Raw genomic sequence first — 23,648 nt, 5'->3', positions numbered from 1 at the left:
GGTAAAAAGCTGACCACATTATTGCATTTTTAGGATGAGGGGCAATACCCCCAAGTTTTTAAGGGAGTGTAGGGGTACAAGAAAAATGGAGATTTTACCCCAACTTTTTCCCTATTGGTGTTACTTCTGGCTATTCTCCCCACTTCAGAAGGTATGTGTAAGATATAAAAAGCGACAATTCTTAAAAAATATTCATGATTGTTTCCGACTGGGGCTTGGAGAAGTTTAAAGAATCTTTCAAAGAAAAAGTATTTTTTGGGAACGAACCCACTCCCGAGCTGATTGGCATCTTAACCGTCTATTTTGTCCAGGGAATCCTAGGGCTGGCGCGACTGGCAGTTAGTTTCTTCCTCAAGGATGAACTGGGGTTAAGTCCGGCTCAGGTGGCGGCACTAGTTGGTGTTGCGGCATTGCCTTGGGTTGTGAAACCGGTGTTTGGTTTTCTTTCCGATGGACTCCCCCTATTCGGTTACCGCCGCCGCCCCTATTTAATCCTATCTGGACTAATAGGAACGGTGGCTTGGTTGAGTTTGGCAACTGTTGTCACTACTGCTTGGGCAGCGATGGGTGCTATCCTCCTCAGTTCCCTTTCCGTTGCTATCAGTGACGTGATTGTAGATTCTCTAGTGGTAGAACGGGCGCGGCAGGAATCCCTGAGCAACTCAGGTTCTTTGCAGTCTCTAACCTGGGGAACTTCAGCCCTAGGAGGCTTGATTACGGCGTACCTAAGTGGTTGGCTCCTCGAACACTTCAGCACTCAAACCGTTTTTGGCATTACGGCAACGTTTCCGTTACTTGTCTCGGTTGTGGCTTGGTTGATTGCTGAAGAACACACAACAGCAAAACCCAACACAGCTACCATTAAGTTCCAAATCAAGCAACTGCGGGGTGCAATTACTCAGAAAGCAATTTGGTTGCCCACAGCGTTTATCTTCCTCTGGCAAGCCACTCCGACTGCAGATTCGGCATTTTTCTTTTTTACAACCAACGAGTTAGGGTTTCAGCCAGAATTTTTAGGACGGGTACGCCTAGTCACTAGCATTGCCTCGTTAGTTGGTATCTGGCTATTCCAGCGCTTTTTAAAGAGCATTCCTTTCCGCACCATTATGGGTTGGACGACGCTACTTTCTGCCGTCTTGGGGATGAGTGCTTTGCTCCTCGTTACCCATGCCAATCGCACGCTGGGTATTGATGACCATTGGTTCAGCCTGGGAGATAGCTTGATTCTCACCGTGATGGGACAAATTGCCTTTATGCCCGTGCTGGTTCTGTCAGCGCGACTCTGCCCACCGGGAGTGGAAGCCAGCTTGTTTGCCCTGTTAATGTCGATTTGGAACTTGTCAGGGCTTTTATCTCACGAACTGGGAGCTTTACTGACTCATTGGCTGGGCGTTACTGAACACAACTTTGACAAGCTTTGGCTATTGGTCATCATCACAAACCTCTCCAGCTTGCTGCCCCTGCCATTCTTACACTGGCTACCAGCAGATGACCCCCAAAAAGAATTCCAAGGCGAAGGCACTTCTAGACCATTGCCTCCAGTCGAAATTTTTGAACATCATACCCCCGGTACTCAAACCGAACAACCGTTCCTACCTGACCTGATGCCAGAGTTCTTGCGGACTCCGGTTGGGTCAAAGGCTGTTGAAGAACCTTAATTTTTTGTCATTGGTTTTTCACAAAAGACAAAGGACAAATAATACATAGCAAATAACAAAAATGATAACGATAGAAGGCACATCAGTATCTAGTTCCTCGGTATCTTATGACCGTGAAGGTTGGAAAAAAGGATATCTATCCCAGCCCAACGAATATGCCTATTGGATTGATGACGTTGAAGGAGAGATTCCAGTAGAACTGCGCGGCACGTTGTATCGCAACGGTCCGGGTTTGCTGGATATTAACGGTCAGCCACTTCACCATCCCTTTGACGGTGATGGTATGATTTGTGCGATCGCACTAGATGAAGGTCGCGCCCACTTTCGCAATCGATTTGTGCGTACCGAAGGCTTCCTCCGCGAACAAGAGGCGGGAAGTATTCTCTATCGTGGCGTTTTCGGCACCCAAAAGCCTGGGGGTTGGCTGGCTAATCTTTTCGATTTGAATATTAAAAACATTGCTAACACCAACGTCATTTACTGGGGAGACAAACTCCTAGCGCTGTGGGAAGCTGCCGAACCCTATCGCCTAGACCCAAAAACCCTGGATACCCTTGGGAAAGACTATCTGAATGGTGTTTTGGCGGAGGGTGATGCTTTTTCCGCCCATCCTCGGATTGACCCCAGTAGCGCACGAGATGAAGGTCTTCCCTGTCTGGTAAACTTTCATATCAAAGCGGGTCTTTCCAGTACGATTACCCTCTACGAGTTCAACCCAGCAGGCAAACTCCTACGGCGTCACGCTCATACCATTCCGGGTTTTGCATTCATTCACGATTTTGCGATTACGCCCAACTACTGCATCTTTTTCCAAAATGCCGTCAGCTTCAATCCGATTCCTTTTGCACTAGGATTGCAGGGTGCTGGTGAATGCGTGCAGTTTCAATCAAACAAGCCGACTCGAATCGTGGTGATTCCCCGGTATGGGAACGAACCCACAAGGGTGCTGGAAACCCAAGCGGGATTTATTTTCCACCACGCGAATGCTTTTGAACAAGGGGATGAGATTTGTATCGATTCGATTTGCTATGCTTCTTTGAATCAAGTTGAATCCGGTAAAGATTTTCGTGAAATTGATTTTGATGCGATCGCACCAGGGCAACTCTGGCGGTTTACAGTAAATTTGAGAGAGTCAACCGTAAAACGTCGGTTGTTGCTAGAGCGCTGCTGCGAGTTTCCTAGCGTCCATCCCAATCACGTCGGACGCCCTTACCGCTATGTATTCATGGGCGCTGCCCACAACCCGACGGGTAACGCACCGCTACAAGCCATTATCAAACTGGACTTGACAAACGGTGATGAGCGACTTTGGAGTGCAGCACCTCACGGTTTTGTCAGCGAACCTATTTTCGTTCCCCGACCGGATGGGGTTCAAGAAGATGATGGCTGGGTACTTGTGTTAGTCTACGATTCCAATAACCACCGTTCAGATGTTGTTGTTTTAGACGGTCGCTGTTTAGAACCCGTAGCGCGACTACACTTAAAACATCACATCCCTTATGGTTTGCATGGTAGCTGGACGCCAAAGGTGTTTTAGATTGGTACAAATTTTGGGGTAAAATCAAGGACTTGCAGTTAATCGCGATGCTTGTACCAAGGAGATGCTTTTATGGCCCGGATGTATTATGACGCGGATGCTAACCTAGACCTATTGTCCGGTAAAACGATCGCAATTATCGGCTATGGTTCTCAAGGTCATGCCCACGCCCTCAATTTGAAAGACAGTGGCATGGAAGTCATTGTCGGCTTGTATCCGGGCAGTAAATCTGCTGGTAAGGCTGAGGCAGAAGGTTTAAAAGTTCACGGGGTTGCCGATGCTGCCAAAGCTGCCGACTTGATTATGATTCTGCTGCCGGATGAGGTGCAAAAATCAGTTTACAAAGACGAAATCGAACCGAATCTGAAAGAAGGCGACGCCCTTGCTTTTGCCCACGGTTTTAATATTCACTTCGGTCAAGTAGTTCCCCCGCCGGAGGTGGATGTAATGATGGTGGCACCCAAAGGACCGGGGCATTTAGTGCGGCGAACTTACGAACAGGGAGAAGGTGTCCCTTGCTTGTTTGCGGTGTTTCAGGATGCTACGGGTCAAGCTCGCGATCGCGCCATGGCTTACGCTAAGGGTATTGGTGGAACCCGCGCTGGCATTTTGGAAACGACATTCCGGGAAGAAACAGAAACAGATTTATTTGGCGAACAAGCAGTTTTGTGCGGCGGCTTGAGTGCATTAATTAAAGCTGGATTTGAAACGTTAGTAGCTGCTGGCTATCAGCCGGAACTGGCTTATTTTGAATGCCTCCACGAAGTCAAGCTAATTGTTGATTTAATCGTAGAAGGTGGTTTGGCAAAGATGCGGGACAGCATCTCTAACACGGCTGAATATGGGGATTATACTCGCGGTTCTCGAATTATTAACGACCAAACCCGCGCTGAAATGCGGAAGATTCTTCAAGAAATCCAAAGTGGTCAATTTGCTCGCGAGTTCGTGTTAGAAAATCAGGCGGGTAAGCCCGGATTTACAGCAATGCGCCGTCAGGAAGCTGAACATCCGGTTGAGGAAGTTGGAAAAGATTTACGGGCGATGTTTAGCTGGTTGAAGAAGCAGTAGTTGAGGTAAAGATAGTGGAGTCTGGGCAGGCTTCTCCTAGGGAAGCCCCTAGCGCGTCTATGGTTGTTTAGCCGCGATTTCAGTAGTTAGGAATTCTTATTTTTTAACCCAATTATCAACAATGTCTCCTCTAAATTCTCCCAACCTTACCATTCAAGAAGCCCAAGAAGTTCTCAAACCTTTCAACTGCCTTGAAAGTCAACCTGCAATCTCTGAATCTGAAAAAGCCCGAATTCGTCAAGCTTTACTGTTACTATCGGAACATTCCGATTACCAAATCTTGGGGATTTGCGCCGATACAACAGCTCAAGGGGTATCTGCCCTAGCCACCTATGCAGAAGCATTAGGGTATCAACCCAACTTTGACCTCACCCCAATTGATGGTTCAGTTTATATCAAATTCAACCCTAACACGGGATTGTGTTATATTGACTCCTACACAGGCGACCATCGCGGCGTTTTAGTCTCCTGCCAATCTTCATTTGAAGGGGGTATTAATGAAATGTATGGTCATTTACCCCTGAATTTATTCAAGTCATCCTAACACGATTAATTCTACGTCAGCGAACAGGGTAACTTGTAAAAATCTCTTTCGTTACCTCAACTTCCACAGGTGAATTTGGATCGTAAGGAGTTGCGGCACTACCCCCAAAGGGCAAATTCCCTTCCGAGTTGCACCCTGGTAAAAAAATCCCGTAAAATGGCTCCGCTACAGATGGTGCGCCCCTAAGGTCGGCTCCCATCGCTTCAGCGATCGCTCTAGCTCGATTCTGAGAATCTTCCACGGCTGACTGATAAGCGGCTCGTTCTAGTGCCTGACAATCATCCACAGCGTACTGCACGTTGATGGTACTCAGTAAAATATCTTCCAGGTTATTCGCCGCATCACTAGCTGTATCGACGATTTGGTCTAAGCGATCGCGAGTGGGTTGTTCCACCATGACGGCGACTTCAGCGCCCCCTTCCGTTGCTGTAGAGGGGAAAGGAAATGGCAAAATACTGCCAGTCGGTTCGACGATTTTGACCTCAATCGCATTAGCAGGGACTCCAATGGCGACTAAAGCGTCAACAATGGGTTGCAAACTCTCCTCAGACAAGGGTTCTCCCGGTGTATCAAACTGGGATAGAACCCCTTCAGGAGGTGACTCGAAGGGAATATTGCTTATGAATTTAAATTGTAGGCTTGCCCGATCCGCCGGTTGGCTGGCTCGCCCTTTACCAATAACTCGTAGGGTTGCTTGTTCGCTGACTTGAGGGTAAAACAGTTGGGCGATTTTGCGATCGCTGATGTTCTGTGCCCTGCTGGGGCTAATCATGGCACTCCACACACCACTAACTATTGCCGCCATAACTAGCGATCGCCTGACTATCTTACTCATGCCGAAGACTCTCCTAAGACCTGATGCGCTTAAAACAGGATTTCTACAATCCAACCGCAAAACAATCCTAGCCCAGTTACGCCCACAAAAGTTTGGATAATTTGCTTTTTTACCAACCCATCATCTCGCATTGCCATCCAAGCCATTGACCCAAATAGTGTTGTCACAATTGCCAGCAACAGTGCTAAAGCGAGGGGAAATGTACCCGTGAGGACAATGCCACCGCCACTATACGCGCTACTGCCGTCAAACAGCCAGTTGGCGATGAGCATCCCAGCCATCACAAACCCTCCAACCCAAAGCCCATCTTTCAGAGCCTTACGAACACCAAAATCGAGGAGGAAAATCATCACGCCCATCAGTAGGAGCGTTACTGCTCCAGCGATAATAATAGAAAAAACTGATATTGTTGTGGAACCCATGACTGCGATCGCTCCAGTTATGGGAACAAACCAAGTCAGGGAGTCATCCAGCACCCAAATCAAAGACCCCCCCCAAGCTACTAGCCAAGCCCACCAAGGAGCTTCGAGAAATGATAGTAGCTGACCAAAGAAAAAATACCCCAGCCACAGCAAAAGGAATGGCAGCCAAGGTAGTTTGTGGTAAACTTCTTTGGTAAGGAATTGTCTAGAGGGTACTACTGGTGCAGATAGTTGGATCAAGCACGCTGGTTAAATAAGAATGCCAAATCTTTCCTGAACGAACTTCAATCAGACGTAAGGTAATAACTGGCGTTCTTTTTGTGCCAGAACCATAGTAGTTTTCTTGTGCGGTGATGGCTGGTGTCAGTACGGCTTCCAGTTCACCAGCAATGACTTCCTCTTCCACCATCGGTCTGGTCGTCTTTTTGGCATGGTCTCGGTTAGTTTTTCGGTTGACACCCATAAGCTTTCTGCTCCCAGTACCTCAATTACTTGTCGCCACAGGTAGTGTCACATGATTTTTCATCAGTGCAAATATTAGCCGACAAAATCTTGATAATGATAATCGCGATAAAGGGGGAGAAAGGCGAGCGGCGCTCGCCTTTCTCCCCACTCTAAGCGTTTGATTATCATTCTCTATAGGCAATAAACTAAGCACATTGACTCATTGACAAAAATTACGCCACCTTAACTTGTCACCAATGATGTAGGAGAAATTAGATGGGAATTAGAAAGGGTACTGTACTACCGCTTGTTGACAATGATTCATTAAGAAAAATTATGTCAGATGCTGTGTTTTTAGAGCTTTCTGTGTGCATGAGGCTTAACAGCTACTGATGCTAATATCCATATGCCGGACTCACGAACTGCGTTGGCGATAGCCTACCGGGGGCGCTCGCTATTGCCGCTTCGGGGTTATATTTTCACAGCACCCACAGTCTTTTGACGCACGACCCATGATGGCTACTAGAGCCGGTTACAGCGGTTCGACCAACACCGCAGTGCCATAGCAGAGGACTTCGAGAACCCCCGCTTCGAAGCCTTGTGTTCGGATGCACACACCAATGATCGCATTGGCACCCATTTTGCCAGCACTATCGCACATTTTATCAAAGGCCTCCTTGCGCGTGCTATCGTTAAGCTCGTAGTAGGCGTCGAGCTTGCCGCCCGTCAGGGCTTTGATGCCGCCCATGATGTTGCCGGCGGCTCCGACAGCGTTCACTGACATGACGTCCACGACGCCGAAATGGCGCACAGTCTTGAAGCCTGCAATGTAATCGGTCGTTGATGTCATCATAGTATCACTTCTCCTTGCATGTGTTGCGCCCGAGGACGCTTACGCCACAGTATACATCCCGGTGCAGGTGATGTTAACATCACCAAGACTTCGCTAGTTTAACCTCCTTTTGGTGAACTATCTTTCCCTCGGTGAACTAGGAACGGCTGATGGATGTTCTTTTTCCCACTTGTCGAGATGTTTTTTCAAATGGATAACATATTGAGCTATAAAATGATCGTATATGCCATCATGGCGTTCTATTGCACGCCACATTACACTCTTCACAATCTCAATAGGATTTAATGAAAGCACGATCTTCAGAGAAGCTGGATCGAGTTTAAATGAATTAAGGAGGTGTCCAGCCACCCTGTCTAACCACTTATCGACAATCCCAAAGCTCTCATCTTGAAGAACGCCATTAGCATCAAATAATTTGAAATGTCCAGAGTGGTGGTAGTCAATGATGAAAAGAGTATTGAGTAGTGTATAGTCGAACTTGGGAATAGAATGGAAGACATTGGGCAGCTTAACCTCAAAATCTGAAGGGCCAAGGGGAAGAAAAGGCACTATATCGTTGTTATTAACAAAACGGAATGTTCGGTGTTTAAACTTCTCGTCAAATACTGTGCAAAATTTATGATCGCAAACTTTGGGCTGCCCGTAGGTATACAAACCATTAGGAATCTTCCCATTGTATTTTTCGTCAAAGAGGCACATAGCAGTAGCCAGTTTTGCTAGAGCTGCTCCTAAGCTATGTCCTGTAAACCAGACTGTTCTTTCTCCCCTTGCTTCTGGTTTAATCTGTTCCCACACCTCAGGCCAAACGGACATCATAGATTCATAAAATCCGTTATGTACACCGAATCCACCAGCAAATTCCCTAGAGTGGATCAATTGAAGATCGGTGAAGCAATCAGCTACCTGGTGAGTCCCTCGAAAAGCGACAATAATTACTTCATCGTTTTTGAGGATTAAAGCTTGAGTATTTGAGCAAAGAACAGTCAGCCCCTTTTTTCCAGCTATCCCGAATTCGTTGCCCGTAATAAAGTAGCTATCTGGAAAATTTTTCAACCAATTCTCTAATTTGGTATAGATTTCTTCGGTTTGTTGTGAGTTTTGTTGGTCTATTCTTTTTATTTCTTTTTCGATAGCTTTTTTGTCTAGCTGGAGCTTTCCTGACTGCTCACTATTTAACAAATAAGCTAAAAAACTAGCTAGTGCTAATGAATAAGCATTGTAATTACTATAATTCTCTGCTGTTGCATCAAAGTAGTATTGATCAAAGTGATTTCCGGTTAGCACCCCATGTAGCTGAACTCTAAGTAAATTGGTGAATGTCATATCACCAATTTGTGTTCCCAGTTTGCCAAATTTGTCTCTGAAATTACCAAGCATAATTAATTCTCCAATTTATAAGACATTGGTTAACAATTTAGTGTTCAATCAAGAATTTTTGGTTCTTCCGGACTTACTATGCCAAACGGTTAGTCAAAATGACTCCAAAGCCAGTTATACCGGGATTTTATGCCTCAACATCCTAAGTTAACTCGAACTAATACCCAAAATCATTGCTACGCAATAATTTTGGGTATCGTCTGAGGCAATTTAGCATAACAGGTACGGAAGAGCCAAAATGATAAAGACCCCGATAAATCATCTCTAAAGAAATGTCTTCAAACGGTAAAGAGAGTTCGTCCGCTACAGCATCACCCAAGTCAACCAAGATAGCATAAAATAGCCATGAAGGGAAGCCCCCTTCTTTAAGCGAGTAATAAAATCAACTTTTTGTTCAATCAGCAACAGCCAAAAGCTGAAATGATAAAAGCCTCTATCCAAATCTTCTCAAACCTTGAGAGAGTAAATTGCACACTTTCAGGTATTGGACGACCCTTCCTGGTGTACCAAGCTGCTCTTAAATGTGGCAATAAATCTTTAAAGACCTTCTCAAATAAGGAAGCGGGAAATGTCAAGAAACGTTGAGATAGCGCTTGTTTGTCTTTTTGGCGTGGTCGCGGTTAGTTTTTCGGTTGACACTCACAGTTAGTTGCCCACAATTGCTTAATTACTGGTCAATGTTCGAGTGTCACATGATTTTTCATCAGTGCAAATATTAGCCGACAAAATCTTGATAATGATAATCGCGTTTTCCCGATGCGTATCGCTGTAGTAGTTCATTAATATCCATTGATGCCGCCTTACTATCGTTTAGCTTGGATAAATTTCAAGGATAGAGGCAATTGAGGTAGAGTATATCTCACGGCAGCAACTTTTATTAATACATAAGGAAAAGCTCCAACTCAACTGTGAGCTTAACTTTCGTAAATTCGGGATTCAGCCGCCTCTGGATACTCTTCGCAATATTGCTCGAATGCCGTTTGATCAGGCTTTTCGGCTCGTTGATGAGCTGCCTCAGCTTGCAGTTCCTCTACAATATCCCAAGCAGCCGCACATTCTTTGGACGTGGGACCTTTTTCAGCACAGACAGCTCGGGCTTCTGCCACAGCTTTGATAATTTCGTCCTCAAGGACAATACTTTTCGGTTGTTCTACGAAATCACCTTTCGTCAGGATATCAGTGACAGAAATAATGCCGAGCAGCGTATCTTTGATCACGGGGGCGCGGCGAATACCCGTATTAGCAAACAAGCGAGCCACGTATTCCACACCCAGATCGGGATTGACCACAATGCAAGGTTTGGTCATAATCTCGTAGACGCGCACTTTTTTGGGGTCTTTTCCATAAGCCGTTACTTTATAAACGATATCTGTCTCAGTGATGATACCGTAAGCATCTTGGTCGTGACGGCGATCTACAATTAAAGCCCGCAGACCCATATCATTCATCCGATCCACCGCTTCAGCTATGGTAGCCGAACCGCGAATGCTAACCACTTCTTGGGTCATGATGTCTTGAGCTTTCATCATGATTGTTTCTCCCGACATTTTTGGTATTCCTTGATTGTCTTAGGGGAAGTTTCTCCAGTTCTCTAACACTCTTGTGTCGTGAGTTCCCCTAATTTACCGCCATTCTAGCGCAATTTAGGTATTATTGCTTATCTTCGACTCTCTAGGCAGATAGCTCCAACATAAAAAAAAGAGGGTAAGTCCCTCTTTCTGTAAGAGGTGAGTGTATAACTCCCCTCTATCAATGAACGGATTACTCCTCAGTTGCGGACGCGATTTCTGGTTCTTGTTCTGGTTCTTGTTCTGGTTCTTGTTCTGGTTCTTCAGGCGTTTCAGATTCAGGACTAATACCTTGCTGTTGTGCCAGCATTTTCTCCCGATATTTCTGAGCCATCTCTTCCGCTTTTTCATAGACCCGATCGCGGTTGTTGATCATGTCGCCCGGTTCTGGCTCTAACTGCTTGGTTGACAGCGAAATCCGACCTCGCTCGGCATCCAAGTCAATGATCATCACTTTCAGTTCATCGTTGACATTGAAAACGCTGTGGGGCGTATCGATGTGATCGTGGGAAATTTCAGAGATGTGCAGCAATCCGCTGACCCCACCAATATCAATGAAGGCACCATAGGGTTTGATCCCGCGTACCGAGCCGATAACCACTTCACCAACTTCTAGGCGGTTCATCTTGCGCTCAACCAGAGCACGGCGATGAGAGAGTACCAAACGGTTACGGTCTTCGTCTACCTCTAGGAATTTCAGGGGCAGTTCTTCCCCTACTAAATCTTCCTTCGGTTTGCGAGTGCTGATATGAGAACCAGGAATAAAGCCACGCAATCCTTCAATGCGTACTAGCGCCCCACCTCGGTTGGTAGCAAAGACTAGAGAGCGCACGGTAGCGTCTTCTGCTTGTAGCTGCCGCACCCGCTCCCAAGCTCGCATATACTCAATGCGACGAATGGAAAGAGTAAGCTGTCCATCTTCATTCTCGTCCGTCAGAATGAAAAATTCTCGCGTCTCATTTGACTGTAAGACTTCATCGGGAGCGTCAACTCGGTTAATTGACATCTCCTGAATCGGAATATAGGCGGCAGTTTTAGCACCAATGTCAATCAGAGCACCTCTTGGCTCCAGACTGAATACGGTACCAGCGACGATATCTCCTGGACTGAAGTGATAATCATACTTATCCAGAAGAGCGGCAAAATCGTCGTGAGTGAAGCCAATATCTATCGTGCTTGTTTTCTGACTGACCATGTGCGTTGCGTTTCCTTGTTCGATCTCCTTAATAACTTTGCCTCCTGTCGATGTACTTGCACGTCGTTATTGTGCCACCTACACCTACATTCATCTTTTTTAACCTACTGAATACCTCGTCCATGACTAAGCATGGGCGGGGGAGTTTACTTAGTCCCAAACCCTATTTTAAAAGATTTAATAAAGTCCAGACAGTTAATTATAACTTAATCGGAATCCTTTGGTTTTTCGGTGTGCTGCCTGACTTTCAGCGGGAATAGTCTCGGTAGCTGATCTAACTAACTACCTTAGAAACCGTCCAAACTTTTACGAGGGTGTCATCACAGATGTTGAGTTTTCTCGTTCACCTGACTTAACAGGGGCAGTTTGCGACGATTGTGACATTTCGATCAACTCAGCATCACTCTTAAGATGATCTAAGGTTTCGACAAAATCCCGGATACCTTGAAACTGGCGGTAGACAGAAGCAAAACGCACATAAGCCACTTCACTTTCATCGCGCAGGTATCGCAGTACCAACTCACCAATTTCATTACTACTAACTTCCCGCCTAAACCGTTGCTGTAACTCAGCTTCAATCTCATCAGCTAAGACTTCAAGGCGTTGTTGAGGAATGCCAGTTTTCTCGCAGGCACGCACAATTCCACGCAATAATTTGGAGCAGTCAAAGGATTCTCGCTTGCCATCCCGTTTGATGACGGTGACAGGCACAAATTCAATGCGCTCGTAAGTGGTGAAGCGATGTTTGCATTGCAAACACTCTCGACGCCGCCGAATGCTTTGTCCTGCTTCTGTTGAACGGGACTCTAAAACGCGGCTGTCGGTGTGCTGACAGTAAGGGCATAGCATAGTAGTAAGTATAAAGTCCTTTCTTCCAACTTTATGTGGAATCAAAGGCTGTAACCAGTCGAAGGGAAAGCTCTGACTACCTGATATGTTAATTAACGTGAAAATCTGAGCCGATTTTTGTCCGTCTAGTGTCCTTGCTGTTTCGGCTTGGAATAGACTTTGGCGGCTCAGAGCATTCAACCAGAGCTATAAATTTGTTGAGGAGCATCCCTCTCAATGCATATCAGGTTAGCCAAGGCTTGCGAAGCCGATGGGCTTCGCCGGAACTGCCCCATTTCGGTGAACTACTTTCCGATTCGAGGCGGTTCTCTGAAAGCGATCGCAAAAAAGAGAACACCCAATGCACAGATCAAAATAAAGATATAAGCAACGCTTTCCATGTCAATATTTCCTGATTATCTGCTCAACTACCAGTCTACCTCGCCAAAGCACAGTAAAAAGCCAAAAGGCAAGAGGAAAAATTTTTCTTCTTTTGCCTTTTGACTTTTACACAATTGCTATTCTAGACAGTCTCTTTCCGTCGGGTGGTCTTGTCGCCCACCTTCTGGAAGAGTCCCCACTCAACTTGCTCTTCCAAGTCCGCCTCAACACCAGCAAACACATCTCGGAAAAGAGTCCGAGAGCCGTGCCAGATGTGACCGAAGAAGAATAAAAGGGCGAACACCGCATGACCGAACGTAAACCAACCCCGTGGACTTGTACGGAATACACCGTCAGAGTTCAGGGTTTCGCGGTCAAATTCAAAAGGCTCACCCAGTTGGGCTTTACGAGCATACTTTTTCACCAGGGTAGAATCATCATAGGTTTGACCATCCAGAGCGCCACCGTAGAATTTAACCGTGACCCCAGTCTGCTCAAAGCTATATTTTGATTCAGCCCGACGGAAAGGAATGTCAGCGCGAACCACTCCGCTAGCATCAGTCAACACAACAGGGAAGTTTTCAAAGAAGTTGGGCATACGACGCACGGACAACTCCCGACCTTCGCTATCGGTAAACACAGGATGACCTAGCCAAGCCTGAGCGATACCATCACCTTTGTCCATTGCACCGGTGCGGAACAAACCGCCTTTGGCAGGAGAGTTACCGATGTAGTCGTAGAACGCCAGCTTTTCAGGAATTTCTGACCAAGCTTCCTCTTGGCTCGCTCCCGTTGCCATCGATGTTTGCACCCGTTTGTTAATTTCCTGTTGGAAATAACCCGCATCCCACTGATAGCGAGTCGGACCAAACAGTTCAATGGGTGTAGCAGCCGAACCGTACCACATGGTTCCAGCGACCACAAACGCGGCAAAGAATACGGCAGCAATACTGCTAGAGAGTACGGTTTCTATATTCCCCATCCGCAGCGCTTTGAATAACCGCTCTGGGGGTCGAACCGCTAAGTGAAATAAGCCAGCAATAATACCGACCGTACCCGCAGCAATATGATGAGCCACAATACCACCTGGGTTAAAGGGGTTAAACCCTTCTGGACCCCATGCAGGAGCTACGGGTTGAACGCTACCGGTAAGTCCGTAGGCGTCAGACACCCACATTCCTGGACCGAATAACCCCGTCAGGTGAAACGCACCAAAGCCAAAGCAAAGAAGACCGGACAAAAACAGGTGAATGCCAAACATTTTTGGCAAGTCAAGGGCAGGTTCGCCGGTGCGTGGGTCTCTAAACAGTTCTAAATCCCAGTAAACCCAGTGCCAGCAGGCAGCCAGGAATAACAAACCCGAAAGAATAATGTGAGTAGCGGCAACACCTTCAAATGACCACAATCCCACATCTGTTACAGTTTCCCCTGTAATGCTCCAGCCACCCCAAGAATCAGTTACCCCTAGACGTGCCATAAAGGGCATTACAAACATACCCTGACGCCATATGGGATTGAGAATTGGGTCACTGGGATCGAATGTCGCCAGTTCGTACAGGGTCATAGAACCAGCCCAACCTGCTACGAGGGCAGTGTGCATCAGATGCACGGCTATCAGGCGTCCTGGATCATTCAGAACGACTGTATGTACTCGATACCAAGGTAGTCCCATTGACTACGCTCCTCCTAGAAATAGAGTTTCTACTTGACGCTTCTTTTATTTGCTAGAACTTGCTGTTATCCGTCCTGAGTTAATTGATGAACATCTGGCAGGAAAACAAAAAGTTCAGAGGACGCAGCGTCCCTGGAAACTAAAGATTGTTTAAAGAAGTGTAACTTTTGTTAGAACCGATTGCAAGCCACTTGAGCAGTTCCGATCCCAGAAAACAGCCAGGAGAATCAAAAACTAGGGTGACAAAGCTTGCCTAGATGAGCGGCACTTTACCTCTGTTGAGGAGATAGCCCGACTACTCTGCCGATTGGTTTAAGACAGTTTGCGCCGTTTTCAATCGTTCGATGACCTGTTCAGCAGTAATGAGGCGTTTGAGGACAACTTGACCGATTGTCTTCGCTGATTCAGGCGAAGCGTTCGGCGTCGGTTTGACTTCCACCATTAGAACAGCGTCTTCAACTCGATAGAGCCATAACTTTTCCCCATGCTCCAAGATACAGAGGTTCTGACATAAAATTTCGGGTTCGCGCCGCCAAGCGTTTACATTCCAAAGCCCTCCAAACTCCCAAACCCGACCTACAGTCCAGCCATCGGAGAGAAAAAAATACTTCACAGACATCTATATGCAAGCGTGTTTGTCGCAATTATCACCTCTGTTGAAGGCAATTCAGTAGTTTTACAAGATGATGCCACTGAAGTGAATAGTGTGAAGAAAAATAAATTAAAAACAATTTTTGTAAACAAACTCTCAAGAAAAACCTTTCGGGTTGACGATCTGGTACAGATGACTAGAGAGATAGGGCAGTAACCAACACGGCTCAGTTAAGAGCAGTTATTACTATTCTGATCAGGATAGGCTGGCTCGATTATGCCCGCAGCATCAATGAATACTTGCTATACATTAAAATTCATACATTGTCAAGCCAGAGCCGATAGGAGAGTGTGATGTGAGTCTAGGTAAATGGATTGGCTTACTTGTCTTTATTGTTTCCCTTTATGTTCTGTGGCAAATCCGGCAGATACTCATGCTCGTCTTTGCTGCCATTGTGATTGCCAATGCCCTCAATATTCTAGTGGAACGGTTTCAGCGATCAGGACTCAAGCGAGTTTTTGCTGTCCTGCTCTCGATTTTTCTTTTGTTGGCAATTTTTGTGGGATTTTACTTTATAATCGTGCCACCCTTTACCAAGCAGTTTTTAGAACTGAGTGAATTGGTTCCTAAGGGTATAGAACAGTTAAGCAATTGGCTCGAAGCGTTGGAGGCTGACCTTCCTGACGAGTTACTGGATCGGTATATTCCAGATATCAACCAACTCATTCAACAGCTACAACCCTTTGTCAATCGACTATTAGGTGGCGGCTTTTCTTTTTTTAATAACGCTTTGGGTGTCCTGCTGAACAGCCTGCTGGTTATCATTTTAACCCTGATGCTACTCGCCGATCCCCAATCATACCGGAAAAGCTTTATACGCCTTTTCCCCTCGTTCTATCGGCGTCGAGTGGACGAGATTTTAGACGAATGCAACAAATCGCTGCGGGGTTGGTTAGGGGGTGTTTTGTTCAATATGGCAGTGATTGCCCTGTTGAGTTTTGTCGGGTTGCTAATCCTGAGAATTCCACTGGCACTAGCACAAGCAACGTTAGCTGGTATTTTCACATTTATCCCCAATATTGGACCTGCATTAAGTGTGGTGCCACCCATTGCCATCGCTCTGCTCGATTCCCCATGGAAAGCCATCACCGTATTACTGCTCTACATTTTGATTCAGCAGGTTGAAAGTAACTTACTGACTCCCTATGTTATGGCGCAACAGGTATCACTGCTACCAGCGGTGACGCTTCTAGCCCAAGTGTTTTTTGCAACCATCTTTGGATTTTTAGGGTTATTTCTGGCTCTACCCCTGACGGTTGTTGTTCAGGTTTGGTTAAAAGAAGTTTTAATTAAAGATGTTCTTGATCGCTGGAATCATTAAATTTCCTACTACCAAAATCAATCTACTGTGCGAACTATTGCAGAAATTAATGAGAAAATCCACCATCGTCGTGTAGTGGTATGCACTGTCGAGGAACTAAAAGCACGGGTGGCAGACATTGGTGTGACTCGGGCAGCAAAAGAAGTGGACGTGATTACCACAGGCACCTTTGAGCCAATGGAGTCTTCCGGAGCAATTATTAATTTGGGACACACCGATCCCCCGATCAAGATTCGCAAGTGTTGGTTGGATGGTGTACCCGCTTACGCTGGCTTTGGAGCGGTGGATTTGTATTTGGGGGCAACCCAAATGGTGGATTACACGGACGTAGGGGATGTTCCCGACGCTGAGGAATCTAGAGAGCGTGGTGGTGCTCATGTAATTGAAGATTTAATTGCTGGCAAGCCCGTGCAGTTGCGATCGCTCGGACAAATCACAGACTGTTATCCCAGAGCGTCTTTTGAGACAACGATTACCCGCAAGACGATTAACCAGTTTTATCTCTACAATCCTCGCAATCTCTATCAAAATTTTATTGTAGGCGTCAACGGTGGCGATCGCCCTTTATTCACTTATCTCGGTCCCCTACAACCGAGACTTGCCAACGCCGTGTACTCCAGTTCAGGTGCAATTTCTCCGCTCCTGAATGACCCCGACCTTAAGCTAATTGGCATTGGTAGTCAAATTTTTCTAGGTGGAGGTATTGGCTACATTGCTTGGGAAGGTACTCAGCATTTCCCTTTACAAAAACGTCTTCCCAATCGGACACCTGTCGGACCGGCAGCAACCCTAGCTTTAATAGGAGATGCCAAGCAAATGAACCCAAAATGGGTGCGGGGCTGCTACTTCAAAAATTATGGTGCTTCTCTAATGCTGGGTGTTGGTATACCTCTACCCGTTTTGAGCGAAGAGGTGGTTAAACACTGTACCGTACAGGATAAAGACATCGTTGCTCCTGTCGTAGACTTCTCCATTCCCAGGCGTGTCCGCCCTACCTTCGGTTTAGTCAGCTATGCTCAACTGAAGGCAGGTCGGATCGTTATTGATGGCAAATCAGTACGGGTAGCCCCCCTAGCGAGTATTTTTCTTTCGAGGCAGGTTGCTGTGGAATTGAAGCAATGGATTGAGGAAGGGAAATTTACCCTCACTGAACCCGTAGCCCCCATTCCCACAAACCGATCCTTCCTGCCTCAAGACCGCTGGGGTTCTCAAATTACGCTGGATTGATTAAGGAATTGCGATAGGGTTATGAACAGTTGTTAAACCCCAAGGGAGAAATTGTCTCCTCATGGGTGAACAACAGAGGCTTTCATTTCTCCCATTACCAACCCAAAACCCAGTGAAGGATAACGGATGAAAATTGGGCAAAACGATGACGAGAGCAATCTCCCACACGTTTGAGTGTTCAACTTCTTTTCCGTCGGCTCCCCAGTCACGAAGAATTCCCAGAGGCACCGCCCTTGCTCTGCTGTTCCTTGCGCTTAATGGGTTTGGGTAGCGGTTCTGAGCGTTTGGGTGATGGTGACGATGGCTCTCCTTTACCAATAGGTCGCTGATTTTTGAAATTTCTGGGTTTTGAACGCTTGTGGGGTTGAAATTTATTTTTCGAGAATTTCTGCATCGGAACCGGACCGATATCATTCCCTTGCTCAATCAGCAGGTCATTCGCCAGAAGTTTCACGTGCAGATCCCAAAAGTGACGAATGGCTTTATCTCCCAGTAAACCTTTGAGGGTTAACTTGAAAAACTTTGTCCTGTCCGACTCTTTACGAGGAGACTGCTTGATTTTTACGACTACTTCTCCATTTTCCCGCGATTGGTAGATTACCTGACCACGAATAGAAAAATAACCAGTTTGAAGAACCGATAAATCATCCGGTTGAGAATCGTTCGAGGACTCCTCGGAGTCTGAGTTCAACGGGGCTTCCTCAGAATCGGAGGGTGAAGTTGACTCAGTTGACTCTCGATTGAGTGTTTCTGGTTCCCAGACACCGACAATTTGAACGTGCAGATTGCCGTCTTCTTGCCTTGTTCGGGGATAAACTACCCAGAGATGGGATTGAGTTAAGTCAAGGTGGTTCTTGACCAGACTCATCACCCGACCGAGTAGAACTGCATCAATCAATGTCCCATCGGATGAGAGGAGGGTGCCCCGCGTTAATTGATCGGCGGAGGGCATATACTGTCCCTGTATCAAGCCGATGGCTCGATACTGCATGGGTTCACTTGGCGGCGGAATTGGTTGTTGTCGCTGAACCTCTAATGGCATTGTCCCGGTGGAATTAGCTGTAATCGCTGAGTTTGTCGCGTTTTGAGAATCACCGATTGGCTCGGCTGGGTGTGGCGAATGCACACTGGATGTTTCTGGCGGCGTTTCGCCAGAAGACTGGGGTGAGTCGGAAAACCGATTCACAGAAGGACTCATATAACCTCCTAGCGGCGGAGACACATTCCCGTATGGGAGTTAAGGCTGACTTGTCGAATTCCGGCTTGTTCAACACCATCTAGCCAGTTGGTGCAGCTCCCTAGAAACACTGTCCTAGGTCTGTTGCCCATCAAAAAACTTGAAGGTGAGAGAAGTCGGTATCAGTCTGCCCATTGTACAGAATGCAGGGAGATAGCTGGTATATCCGAATAGTTTACGGAATCTTTAATGGAGAAAATTTGCACCTAGTTAAAATTCTCTCTTAAAAAGAGGGAGTCAAGAGCACAAGAAGAGAAATTGTTATTGTTTCGTTGTAGTGGTCTGTCAACCTTAAATTGACGGGTTAAGACGGACGTGGGGACTTGGGGACGCGGGTACGCGGAGGGACACGGAGATAAAAGTAACCCGTCAAACTAGCTTTGACAGAGTACTAGTGCCATCTAGGACAGCTAGAAGAGTACACAATAGTAGAAGAGCTGAGTTTGGATAGTGCTGATCCCCCTAACCCTATCTTCATGAGTGAACCATCTATCAATTCATTACTAGAAAACTTGAAAAATGCTGATGAGACCGTTCGCAAGCAGGCAACTGCCCAACTGTGGCGTATTTGGTTTTATCAAAAGGGTATCGCTGGGGTGGAGTTGCTCGAACGCGCTCAACTTTTGCTGGAACTTGGAGAAATGGCACAAGCAGAAGCCCTGCTAACAAAAGTTATTCAGGATTTGCCTGATTTCGCAGAAGCGTGGAACCGACGGGCAGTCCTTTACTACACTCTCAAGCAGTACGAAAAGTCAAGAGACGACTGCGAACAAGTTATCAAACTTAATCCTGTGCATTTTGGTGCACTCCACGGCTTGGGATTGTGCCATGCTGCCTTAGGAAATTACACTGCTGCGATTCAAGGGTTTCGCAAAGCTCTAGAAATCCAACCCTATGCCCTGATCAATCAAAAATTAATTCTCGAATGTACGACGCGGTTGAGCTGAATACCCCTTGTCGATGCGATCGCTGATAATTCGCTATTGCTCCATGACCCATTCTCAATAACCGATGACCAATAATTGGCAGCCGCAGCTACCGCCACCGTTAAAACCGGGAGATTTACTGCGAGCGATCGCTCCTAGCGGTGCTGTGCGAGAATTTGAAGCGTTCCAAAACGGCGTAGAGATTTGGCGACGCAGGGGCTACAGGGTTGAACTGGCAGCCAATTGGAATACTAAGGAAGGCTACCTTGCCGGTACAGATAGAGAACGACGCCAGCAGTTGGCAGGAGCGTGGCAGGACTCCAACTGCCGAGGCATTCTTTGTGCTAGAGGTGGCTATGGCAGCGCTCGGCTTTTAGAAAATTGGACGTGGAATTTCCAACCCCCAATTTCCAAGTGGCTCATTGGTTTTTCTGACATTACTGGTTTGCTCTGGAGTCTAGCTCAGTTTGGGATTTCTGGTGTTCATGGAGCCGTATTAACCACCCTGGCTGATGAGCCAGAGTGGTCGCTTGATCGGTTATTTAACTGTGTAGAAGGACGCCCACTTGCACCGTTGACGGGTGTTGGTTGGGGTGGGGGCAAAATCAGTGGCAGACTGTTACCCGCAAATCTTACCGTAGCCACTCACTTACTGTGTACGTCAGTACTGCCTTCACTGGACGGCACCATTCTTGCTCTAGAAGATGTTACAGAAGCTCCTTACCGCATTGATCGAATGCTGACTCAGTGGCGCATGAGTGGTGCTTTTCAGAAGATTCGAGGCATTGCTTTAGGACGCTTTAGCCGTTGTGATCCACCCCAAAACCTGCCGAGCTGGACGGTGGAAGAAGTGCTGCGCGATCGCTTTAGTGACTTAAAGATACCGATTGTCAGCAACCTTCCCTTCGGTCACGATGGTGTCAACGCAGCGCTACCCGTCGGACAAAACGTTCACCTCGACGCTGACCAAGGCACTCTGGAATTTTAGTCCTTGCCTTTCATGTTTTCTACCGCTTTTCCTACCATCTCTTCTACTGAAGTTGATGTTGTATTTTCCGGTCGCTTCATCTTCTCGGCATCAGCGGTTCCTTGAACTTCGTTAATTCCCGGATTTGTTTTCTTGATGCTTTCTTGTTGCTTGGGTGTAGCCGTTTCAGATCGAGCTGTAATATCCTGTGCTTCCTTTTCAATCTGGGTAAGATTATCTTCGCCGTCAGTGGGGGAGCTAGTGGCTGTTGATGTATTTGAGCTAAACGGATTGGGAAGGCTGTAAGCCGGCAAGCTATACGAGAACAAAATTAAAGCACATACACAAACAGCTACCAAAAAACGCACGGGACGCCACAGAGTAGACAGGTTACGCATAGATTTCATAGGTTCTTTCTCCTATTTTTTGTGATTCTGGATGCAGTTTGGGTCGTTGACCCACTTGGCAGACGTTTGCCAATGAACTACACCTATCTATCTCCTCAAAAGCTGGGACGCTTTGCATCTACACCTAGATAGATCCGTATCAGGTTTTGCAAAACTTAACGGACTCGTTGAAAGGAGAGAGCCAAGAAATCTACAGAGGTAATCAGGGAATGGTAAGCTAGCAAATGCGCTAAAAAATCTTATGTGGGGTGGGTTTAAATATGACTGGGTCAACCCAGATTCCTTATTTACTACGGGCAACTCGCGGTGAAGTGTTAGACCGTCCGCCAGTGTGGATGATGCGGCAGGCAGGTCGGTATATGAAAGCCTATAGAGATTTGCGGGAGAAGTATCCCAGTTTCCGCGATCGCTCGGAAATTCCAGAAATTGCTATTGAAATTTCCCTGCAACCCTGGAGAGCCTTTCAGCCGGATGGGGTTATTCTGTTTTCCGATATTCTGACACCCCTGCCAGGGTTGGGCATTCCCTTTGAGATTATCGAGAGTAAAGGACCGATTATCGACCCACCCATCCGCACTCAAGAACAAATTGACCAACTGCATCCCCTAGACCTAGAGAAACTAACCTTTGTTGGGGAAATTTTGCAGACGCTGCGACGGGAAGTCGATAATAAAGCTGCCGTACTGGGTTTTGTTGGTGCTCCCTGGACGCTAGCCGCTTATGCAATCGAGGGCAAAAGTTCCAAAGATTACTCGATCATCAAAAGCATGGCGTTCTCAGAACCCAGTATGCTTCACAAATTTTTGGGTAAGTTGGCAGATGCGATCGCTCGCTACGCCTGTTACCAAATTGACAGTGGCGCTCAAGTCATCCAACTGTTTGACTCTTGGGCAGGTCAGCTCAGTCCTCAAGATTACGAAACCTTGGCTTTACCCTATCAGCAGCGGGTTGTGCGACAAGTCAAAGAAACTCACCCCGATACTCCTCTAATCCTTTACATCAGCGGTAGTGCTGGTGTTCTGGAACGGATGGGACGCTCTGGCGTCGATATGATCAGTGTAGACTGGACTGTAGATATGGCAGAGGCAAGGGCAAAACTGGGTGCCGAGATGAAGGTTCAGGGAAATATGGACCCAGGGGTGCTGTTCGGCTCCCAGGAGTTTATCCGCGATCGCATTCTCGACACCATTCGCAAAGCCGGTAATCGAGGTCATATTTTCAATCTTGGTCACGGTGTTTTAGCTCAAACCCCGGAAGATAATGTGAGGTTTTTCTTTGAAACTGCCAAACAAGCCGATCAATTACTGTCCGTTCGTGTCTGAGTTCCTTGAATTCCTCTGGTAAATTCAAACCCCTGCCTAGCATGACCCCCAAACGGATTCTTTTGACGGGTGCCAGTGGCTGCATTGGTCACTACATTGCTGAAGCCCTGATTCAGGAAACCGACCACGATCTGTACTTTTTGGTTAGGAATCCTGATAAACTGCAAATCGACTGGGAAGCTCGTTCCGGTGTGACGATTTTACAGGCAGATTTGCGAGAAATTGAACACTTGGGTGACCTGCTGAAAACCATAGATGCCGCAATTCTGGCAGCAACCACTTGGGGAGGGGCGCAGGAAGTTTTTGACATCAACGTGGTTAAAACCATTCGCTTGATGGAGTTGCTCGATCCTCAAGTCTGTGAGCAGGTCATTTATTTCTCTACCGCTAGCGTTCTGGATCGTAACAACCAATTACTCAAGGAAGCAGGTCAGCTAGGAACAGAGTATATCCGCTCTAAGTATGACTGTTTGAAGCGATTACCGAAGTTAGCGATCGCAGATAAAGTAACCACTCTGTTTCCTACCTTAGTCTTGGGGGGAGACACGAATAAACCTTATTCTCATCTTTCCTCTGGCATCGCTGACGTAGTGAACTGGGTTGACTTGATTCGGTGGTTCAAAGCAGACGGCAGTTTCCATTTTATCCACGCCCGTGACATTGCTCAGGTGGTGCTATACCTGATTGAGCATCCCCCTCTTTTAGGGTTGACCAAGGAGAGTGACGAAAACTCTACTGAACGACTAGTCTTGGGCAATCCGCAAGTGACTGTCAACCAGGCTGTGGATGAGGTTTGTGCTTTCTTAGATAAAAAAATCTATTTCCGAATACCGTTATCTATGGGGCTAGCCAATCTCTTGATTGTACTGTTCCGGATTCAGATGGCGGCTTGGGATCGATTCTGCCTCAACTACCGACATTTTACTTATCAAAACCCTGTGAATCCAGAGACGTTTGGGTTGCCAACCTACTGCGCCACTTTCACAGATGTGCTGAGAATCAGTGGTATTGAGAAAAAAGCAACTCAGGAAAGGGGATTGGAAAGGAAAAAGAAGAAGACTCGAAAGAATCCTCAACCGCAGCAAACAGACTGATGGAAGGATAGGGGGTGTGGGGGGTGTGGGGAAAGAGATAAGGACGCACAGATGCGGAAACAAAGAGATTGTTGAGGTTTTTTCATCTCCCCAGCACCCCAGCACCCCAGCTC

24 protein-coding genes and 1 pseudogene are annotated in these 23,648 nt (G+C 46.7%); 11 read left to right on the top strand and 14 right to left on the bottom strand.

What is annotated here, in order from left to right; all coding sequences use genetic code 11:
• The first annotated feature begins 194 nt into the window (after nt 1–194).
• The 4 genes from IQ257_RS02995 (at nt 195) to IQ257_RS02980 (ending at nt 4,807) form a co-directional block, all read left to right on the top strand.
• The gene (locus IQ257_RS02995) at nt 195–1,658 is read left to right on the top strand and encodes a folate/biopterin family MFS transporter (RefSeq protein ID WP_193873950.1); all 1,464 of its coding nucleotides are present in this window, start codon (nt 195–197) and stop codon (nt 1,656–1,658) included.
• A gap of 61 nt (nt 1,659–1,719) precedes the next feature.
• Nucleotides 1,720–3,195 carry a carotenoid oxygenase family protein gene (locus tag IQ257_RS02990; protein WP_193873951.1) on the top strand — a complete coding sequence of 492 codons (1,476 nt, stop codon included), beginning with the start codon at nt 1,720–1,722 and terminating at the stop codon, nt 3,193–3,195.
• A gap of 72 nt (nt 3,196–3,267) precedes the next feature.
• A complete protein-coding gene (ilvC, locus tag IQ257_RS02985) occupies nt 3,268–4,263 on the top strand; it encodes a ketol-acid reductoisomerase (protein ID WP_193873952.1) in 996 nt (331 codons plus the stop codon).
• Nucleotides 4,264–4,384: 121 nt separating this feature from the next.
• Nucleotides 4,385–4,807 (top strand): DUF1824 family protein, encoded by a 423-nt coding sequence (locus tag IQ257_RS02980; protein ID WP_193873953.1) that lies wholly within the window; start codon nt 4,385–4,387, stop codon nt 4,805–4,807.
• A 16-nt stretch (nt 4,808–4,823) separates the two neighbouring features.
• Here IQ257_RS02980 and IQ257_RS02975 read toward each other — a convergent pair whose 3' ends face one another.
• The 12 genes and pseudogenes from IQ257_RS02975 to IQ257_RS02920 form a co-directional block, all read right to left on the bottom strand.
• Entirely contained in the window at nt 4,824–5,642 is an 819-nt protein-coding gene (locus tag IQ257_RS02975; RefSeq protein WP_193873954.1) for an SIMPL domain-containing protein, read from the bottom strand.
• A 29-nt stretch (nt 5,643–5,671) separates the two neighbouring features.
• Nucleotides 5,672–6,304 carry a hypothetical protein gene (locus IQ257_RS02970; RefSeq protein WP_193873955.1) on the bottom strand — a complete coding sequence of 211 codons (633 nt, stop codon included), beginning with the start codon at nt 6,302–6,304 and terminating at the stop codon, nt 5,672–5,674.
• The gene (locus IQ257_RS02965; RefSeq protein ID WP_193873975.1) at nt 6,270–6,527 is read right to left on the bottom strand and encodes a hypothetical protein; all 258 of its coding nucleotides are present in this window, start codon (nt 6,525–6,527) and stop codon (nt 6,270–6,272) included. Before IQ257_RS02965 ends, IQ257_RS02970 begins: the two co-directional genes overlap by 35 nt.
• A 513-nt stretch (nt 6,528–7,040) precedes the next feature.
• Nucleotides 7,041–7,361, bottom strand: coding sequence for a YbjQ family protein (locus tag IQ257_RS02960; protein WP_193873956.1), 321 nt, complete (start codon nt 7,359–7,361; stop codon nt 7,041–7,043).
• Nucleotides 7,362–7,478: 117 nt separating this feature from the next.
• The gene (locus tag IQ257_RS02955) at nt 7,479–8,738 is read right to left on the bottom strand and encodes a lipase family protein (RefSeq protein WP_193873957.1); all 1,260 of its coding nucleotides are present in this window, start codon (nt 8,736–8,738) and stop codon (nt 7,479–7,481) included.
• Nucleotides 8,739–8,973: 235 nt separating this feature from the next.
• Nucleotides 8,974–9,355 (bottom strand): annotated as a pseudogene (locus IQ257_RS02950) (hypothetical protein); the annotation flags it as partial.
• A 297-nt stretch (nt 9,356–9,652) separates the two neighbouring features.
• On the bottom strand, nt 9,653–10,267 hold the full coding sequence (locus IQ257_RS02945) for a CP12 domain-containing protein (RefSeq protein WP_193873974.1): 615 nt from the start codon (nt 10,265–10,267) through the stop codon (nt 9,653–9,655).
• Between the two features lie 232 nt (nt 10,268–10,499).
• Entirely contained in the window at nt 10,500–11,501 is a 1,002-nt protein-coding gene (locus IQ257_RS02940; protein ID WP_193873958.1) for a 30S ribosomal protein S1, read from the bottom strand.
• 306 nt (nt 11,502–11,807) lie between these two features.
• The gene (gene nrdR / locus IQ257_RS02935) at nt 11,808–12,350 is read right to left on the bottom strand and encodes a transcriptional regulator NrdR (protein WP_193873959.1); all 543 of its coding nucleotides are present in this window, start codon (nt 12,348–12,350) and stop codon (nt 11,808–11,810) included.
• Between the two features lie 284 nt (nt 12,351–12,634).
• Nucleotides 12,635–12,730 carry a photosystem II reaction center protein T gene (locus IQ257_RS02930; RefSeq protein WP_193873960.1) on the bottom strand — a complete coding sequence of 32 codons (96 nt, stop codon included), beginning with the start codon at nt 12,728–12,730 and terminating at the stop codon, nt 12,635–12,637.
• 122 nt (nt 12,731–12,852) lie between these two features.
• Nucleotides 12,853–14,382 (bottom strand): photosystem II chlorophyll-binding protein CP47, encoded by a 1,530-nt coding sequence (gene psbB / locus IQ257_RS02925; protein ID WP_193873961.1) that lies wholly within the window; start codon nt 14,380–14,382, stop codon nt 12,853–12,855.
• 295 nt (nt 14,383–14,677) lie between these two features.
• Complete coding sequence (locus IQ257_RS02920; RefSeq protein WP_193873962.1) at nt 14,678–14,995, bottom strand: hypothetical protein; 318 nt, start codon at nt 14,993–14,995, stop codon at nt 14,678–14,680.
• An 18-nt stretch (nt 14,996–15,013) separates the two neighbouring features.
• On the opposite strand from IQ257_RS02920, the gene IQ257_RS02915 reads away from it, so the two are divergent.
• The 3 genes from IQ257_RS02915 to IQ257_RS02905 all read left to right on the top strand — a co-directional run bounded on the left by IQ257_RS02915 (nt 15,014) and on the right by IQ257_RS02905 (nt 17,582).
• Nucleotides 15,014–15,190, top strand: a complete 177-nt coding sequence (locus tag IQ257_RS02915) for a hypothetical protein (RefSeq protein ID WP_193873963.1) — start codon at nt 15,014–15,016, stop codon at nt 15,188–15,190.
• Nucleotides 15,191–15,329: 139 nt separating this feature from the next.
• Nucleotides 15,330–16,355, top strand: coding sequence for an AI-2E family transporter (locus IQ257_RS02910; protein ID WP_193873964.1), 1,026 nt, complete (start codon nt 15,330–15,332; stop codon nt 16,353–16,355).
• 27 nt (nt 16,356–16,382) lie between these two features.
• Nucleotides 16,383–17,582: a homocysteine biosynthesis protein gene (locus tag IQ257_RS02905; RefSeq protein ID WP_193873965.1), complete on the top strand. Its 1,200-nt coding sequence runs from the start codon at nt 16,383–16,385 to the stop codon at nt 17,580–17,582.
• Between the two features lie 205 nt (nt 17,583–17,787).
• Here IQ257_RS02905 and IQ257_RS02900 read toward each other — a convergent pair whose 3' ends face one another.
• Nucleotides 17,788–18,780, bottom strand: coding sequence for a hypothetical protein (locus IQ257_RS02900; protein ID WP_193873966.1), 993 nt, complete (start codon nt 18,778–18,780; stop codon nt 17,788–17,790).
• 515 nt (nt 18,781–19,295) lie between these two features.
• Here IQ257_RS02900 and IQ257_RS02895 point away from each other — a divergent pair.
• Both IQ257_RS02895 and IQ257_RS02890 read left to right on the top strand, forming a co-directional pair.
• Nucleotides 19,296–19,766: a tetratricopeptide repeat protein gene (locus IQ257_RS02895; RefSeq protein ID WP_193873967.1), complete on the top strand. Its 471-nt coding sequence runs from the start codon at nt 19,296–19,298 to the stop codon at nt 19,764–19,766.
• A gap of 64 nt (nt 19,767–19,830) precedes the next feature.
• Nucleotides 19,831–20,733, top strand: a complete 903-nt coding sequence (locus IQ257_RS02890; RefSeq protein WP_193873968.1) for a S66 peptidase family protein — start codon at nt 19,831–19,833, stop codon at nt 20,731–20,733.
• Here the strand turns inward: IQ257_RS02890 and IQ257_RS02885 are convergent.
• On the bottom strand, nt 20,730–21,119 hold the full coding sequence (locus tag IQ257_RS02885) for a low temperature-induced protein (protein WP_193873969.1): 390 nt from the start codon (nt 21,117–21,119) through the stop codon (nt 20,730–20,732). The genes IQ257_RS02890 and IQ257_RS02885 overlap by 4 nt on opposite strands.
• Before the next feature lie 260 nt (nt 21,120–21,379).
• Between IQ257_RS02885 and hemE the strand changes: the two genes are divergently transcribed.
• Both hemE and IQ257_RS02875 read left to right on the top strand, forming a co-directional pair.
• On the top strand, nt 21,380–22,441 hold the full coding sequence (gene hemE, locus IQ257_RS02880) for a uroporphyrinogen decarboxylase (RefSeq protein ID WP_193873970.1): 1,062 nt from the start codon (nt 21,380–21,382) through the stop codon (nt 22,439–22,441).
• Nucleotides 22,442–22,482: 41 nt separating this feature from the next.
• Entirely contained in the window at nt 22,483–23,535 is a 1,053-nt protein-coding gene (locus IQ257_RS02875) for an NAD-dependent epimerase/dehydratase family protein (RefSeq protein WP_193873971.1), read from the top strand.
• Nucleotides 23,536–23,648: the final 113 nt, after the last annotated feature.

The organism is Coleofasciculus sp. LEGE 07092 (genome assembly GCF_015207375.1).
Lineage (GTDB): Bacteria > Cyanobacteriota > Cyanobacteriia > Cyanobacteriales > Coleofasciculaceae > LEGE-07092.
Note: the sequence above shows the minus strand (reverse complement) of the source record. Positions and strands in the feature narration are given on the sequence as shown.

Excerpts from the sequence above, each read along its gene's own strand:
- IQ257_RS02960 (WP_193873956.1), bottom strand. The coding sequence starts at position 7,361 with ATGATGACATCAACGACCGATTACATTGCAGGCTTCAAGACTGTGCGC.
- nrdR (WP_193873959.1), bottom strand. The coding sequence starts at position 12,350 with ATGCTATGCCCTTACTGTCAGCACACCGACAGCCGCGTTTTAGAGTCC.
- IQ257_RS02875 (WP_193873971.1), top strand. The coding sequence starts at position 22,483 with ATGACCCCCAAACGGATTCTTTTGACGGGTGCCAGTGGCTGCATTGGT.
- IQ257_RS02890 (WP_193873968.1), top strand. The coding sequence starts at position 19,831 with ATGACCAATAATTGGCAGCCGCAGCTACCGCCACCGTTAAAACCGGGA.
- IQ257_RS02940 (WP_193873958.1), bottom strand. The coding sequence starts at position 11,501 with ATGGTCAGTCAGAAAACAAGCACGATAGATATTGGCTTCACTCACGAC.
- IQ257_RS02945 (WP_193873974.1), bottom strand. The coding sequence starts at position 10,267 with ATGATGAAAGCTCAAGACATCATGACCCAAGAAGTGGTTAGCATTCGC.
- IQ257_RS02990 (WP_193873951.1), top strand. The coding sequence starts at position 1,720 with ATGATAACGATAGAAGGCACATCAGTATCTAGTTCCTCGGTATCTTAT.
- IQ257_RS02965 (WP_193873975.1), bottom strand. The coding sequence starts at position 6,527 with ATGGGTGTCAACCGAAAAACTAACCGAGACCATGCCAAAAAGACGACC.
- hemE (WP_193873970.1), top strand. The coding sequence starts at position 21,380 with ATGACTGGGTCAACCCAGATTCCTTATTTACTACGGGCAACTCGCGGT.
- IQ257_RS02975 (WP_193873954.1), bottom strand. The coding sequence starts at position 5,642 with ATGAGTAAGATAGTCAGGCGATCGCTAGTTATGGCGGCAATAGTTAGT.
- IQ257_RS02980 (WP_193873953.1), top strand. The coding sequence starts at position 4,385 with ATGTCTCCTCTAAATTCTCCCAACCTTACCATTCAAGAAGCCCAAGAA.
- IQ257_RS02900 (WP_193873966.1), bottom strand. The coding sequence starts at position 18,780 with ATGAGTCCTTCTGTGAATCGGTTTTCCGACTCACCCCAGTCTTCTGGC.
- IQ257_RS02895 (WP_193873967.1), top strand. The coding sequence starts at position 19,296 with ATGAGTGAACCATCTATCAATTCATTACTAGAAAACTTGAAAAATGCT.
- IQ257_RS02995 (WP_193873950.1), top strand. The coding sequence starts at position 195 with ATGATTGTTTCCGACTGGGGCTTGGAGAAGTTTAAAGAATCTTTCAAA.
- IQ257_RS02930 (WP_193873960.1), bottom strand. The coding sequence starts at position 12,730 with ATGGAAAGCGTTGCTTATATCTTTATTTTGATCTGTGCATTGGGTGTT.
- IQ257_RS02885 (WP_193873969.1), bottom strand. The coding sequence starts at position 21,119 with ATGAAATCTATGCGTAACCTGTCTACTCTGTGGCGTCCCGTGCGTTTT.
- IQ257_RS02955 (WP_193873957.1), bottom strand. The coding sequence starts at position 8,738 with ATGCTTGGTAATTTCAGAGACAAATTTGGCAAACTGGGAACACAAATT.
- ilvC (WP_193873952.1), top strand. The coding sequence starts at position 3,268 with ATGGCCCGGATGTATTATGACGCGGATGCTAACCTAGACCTATTGTCC.
- psbB (WP_193873961.1), bottom strand. The coding sequence starts at position 14,382 with ATGGGACTACCTTGGTATCGAGTACATACAGTCGTTCTGAATGATCCA.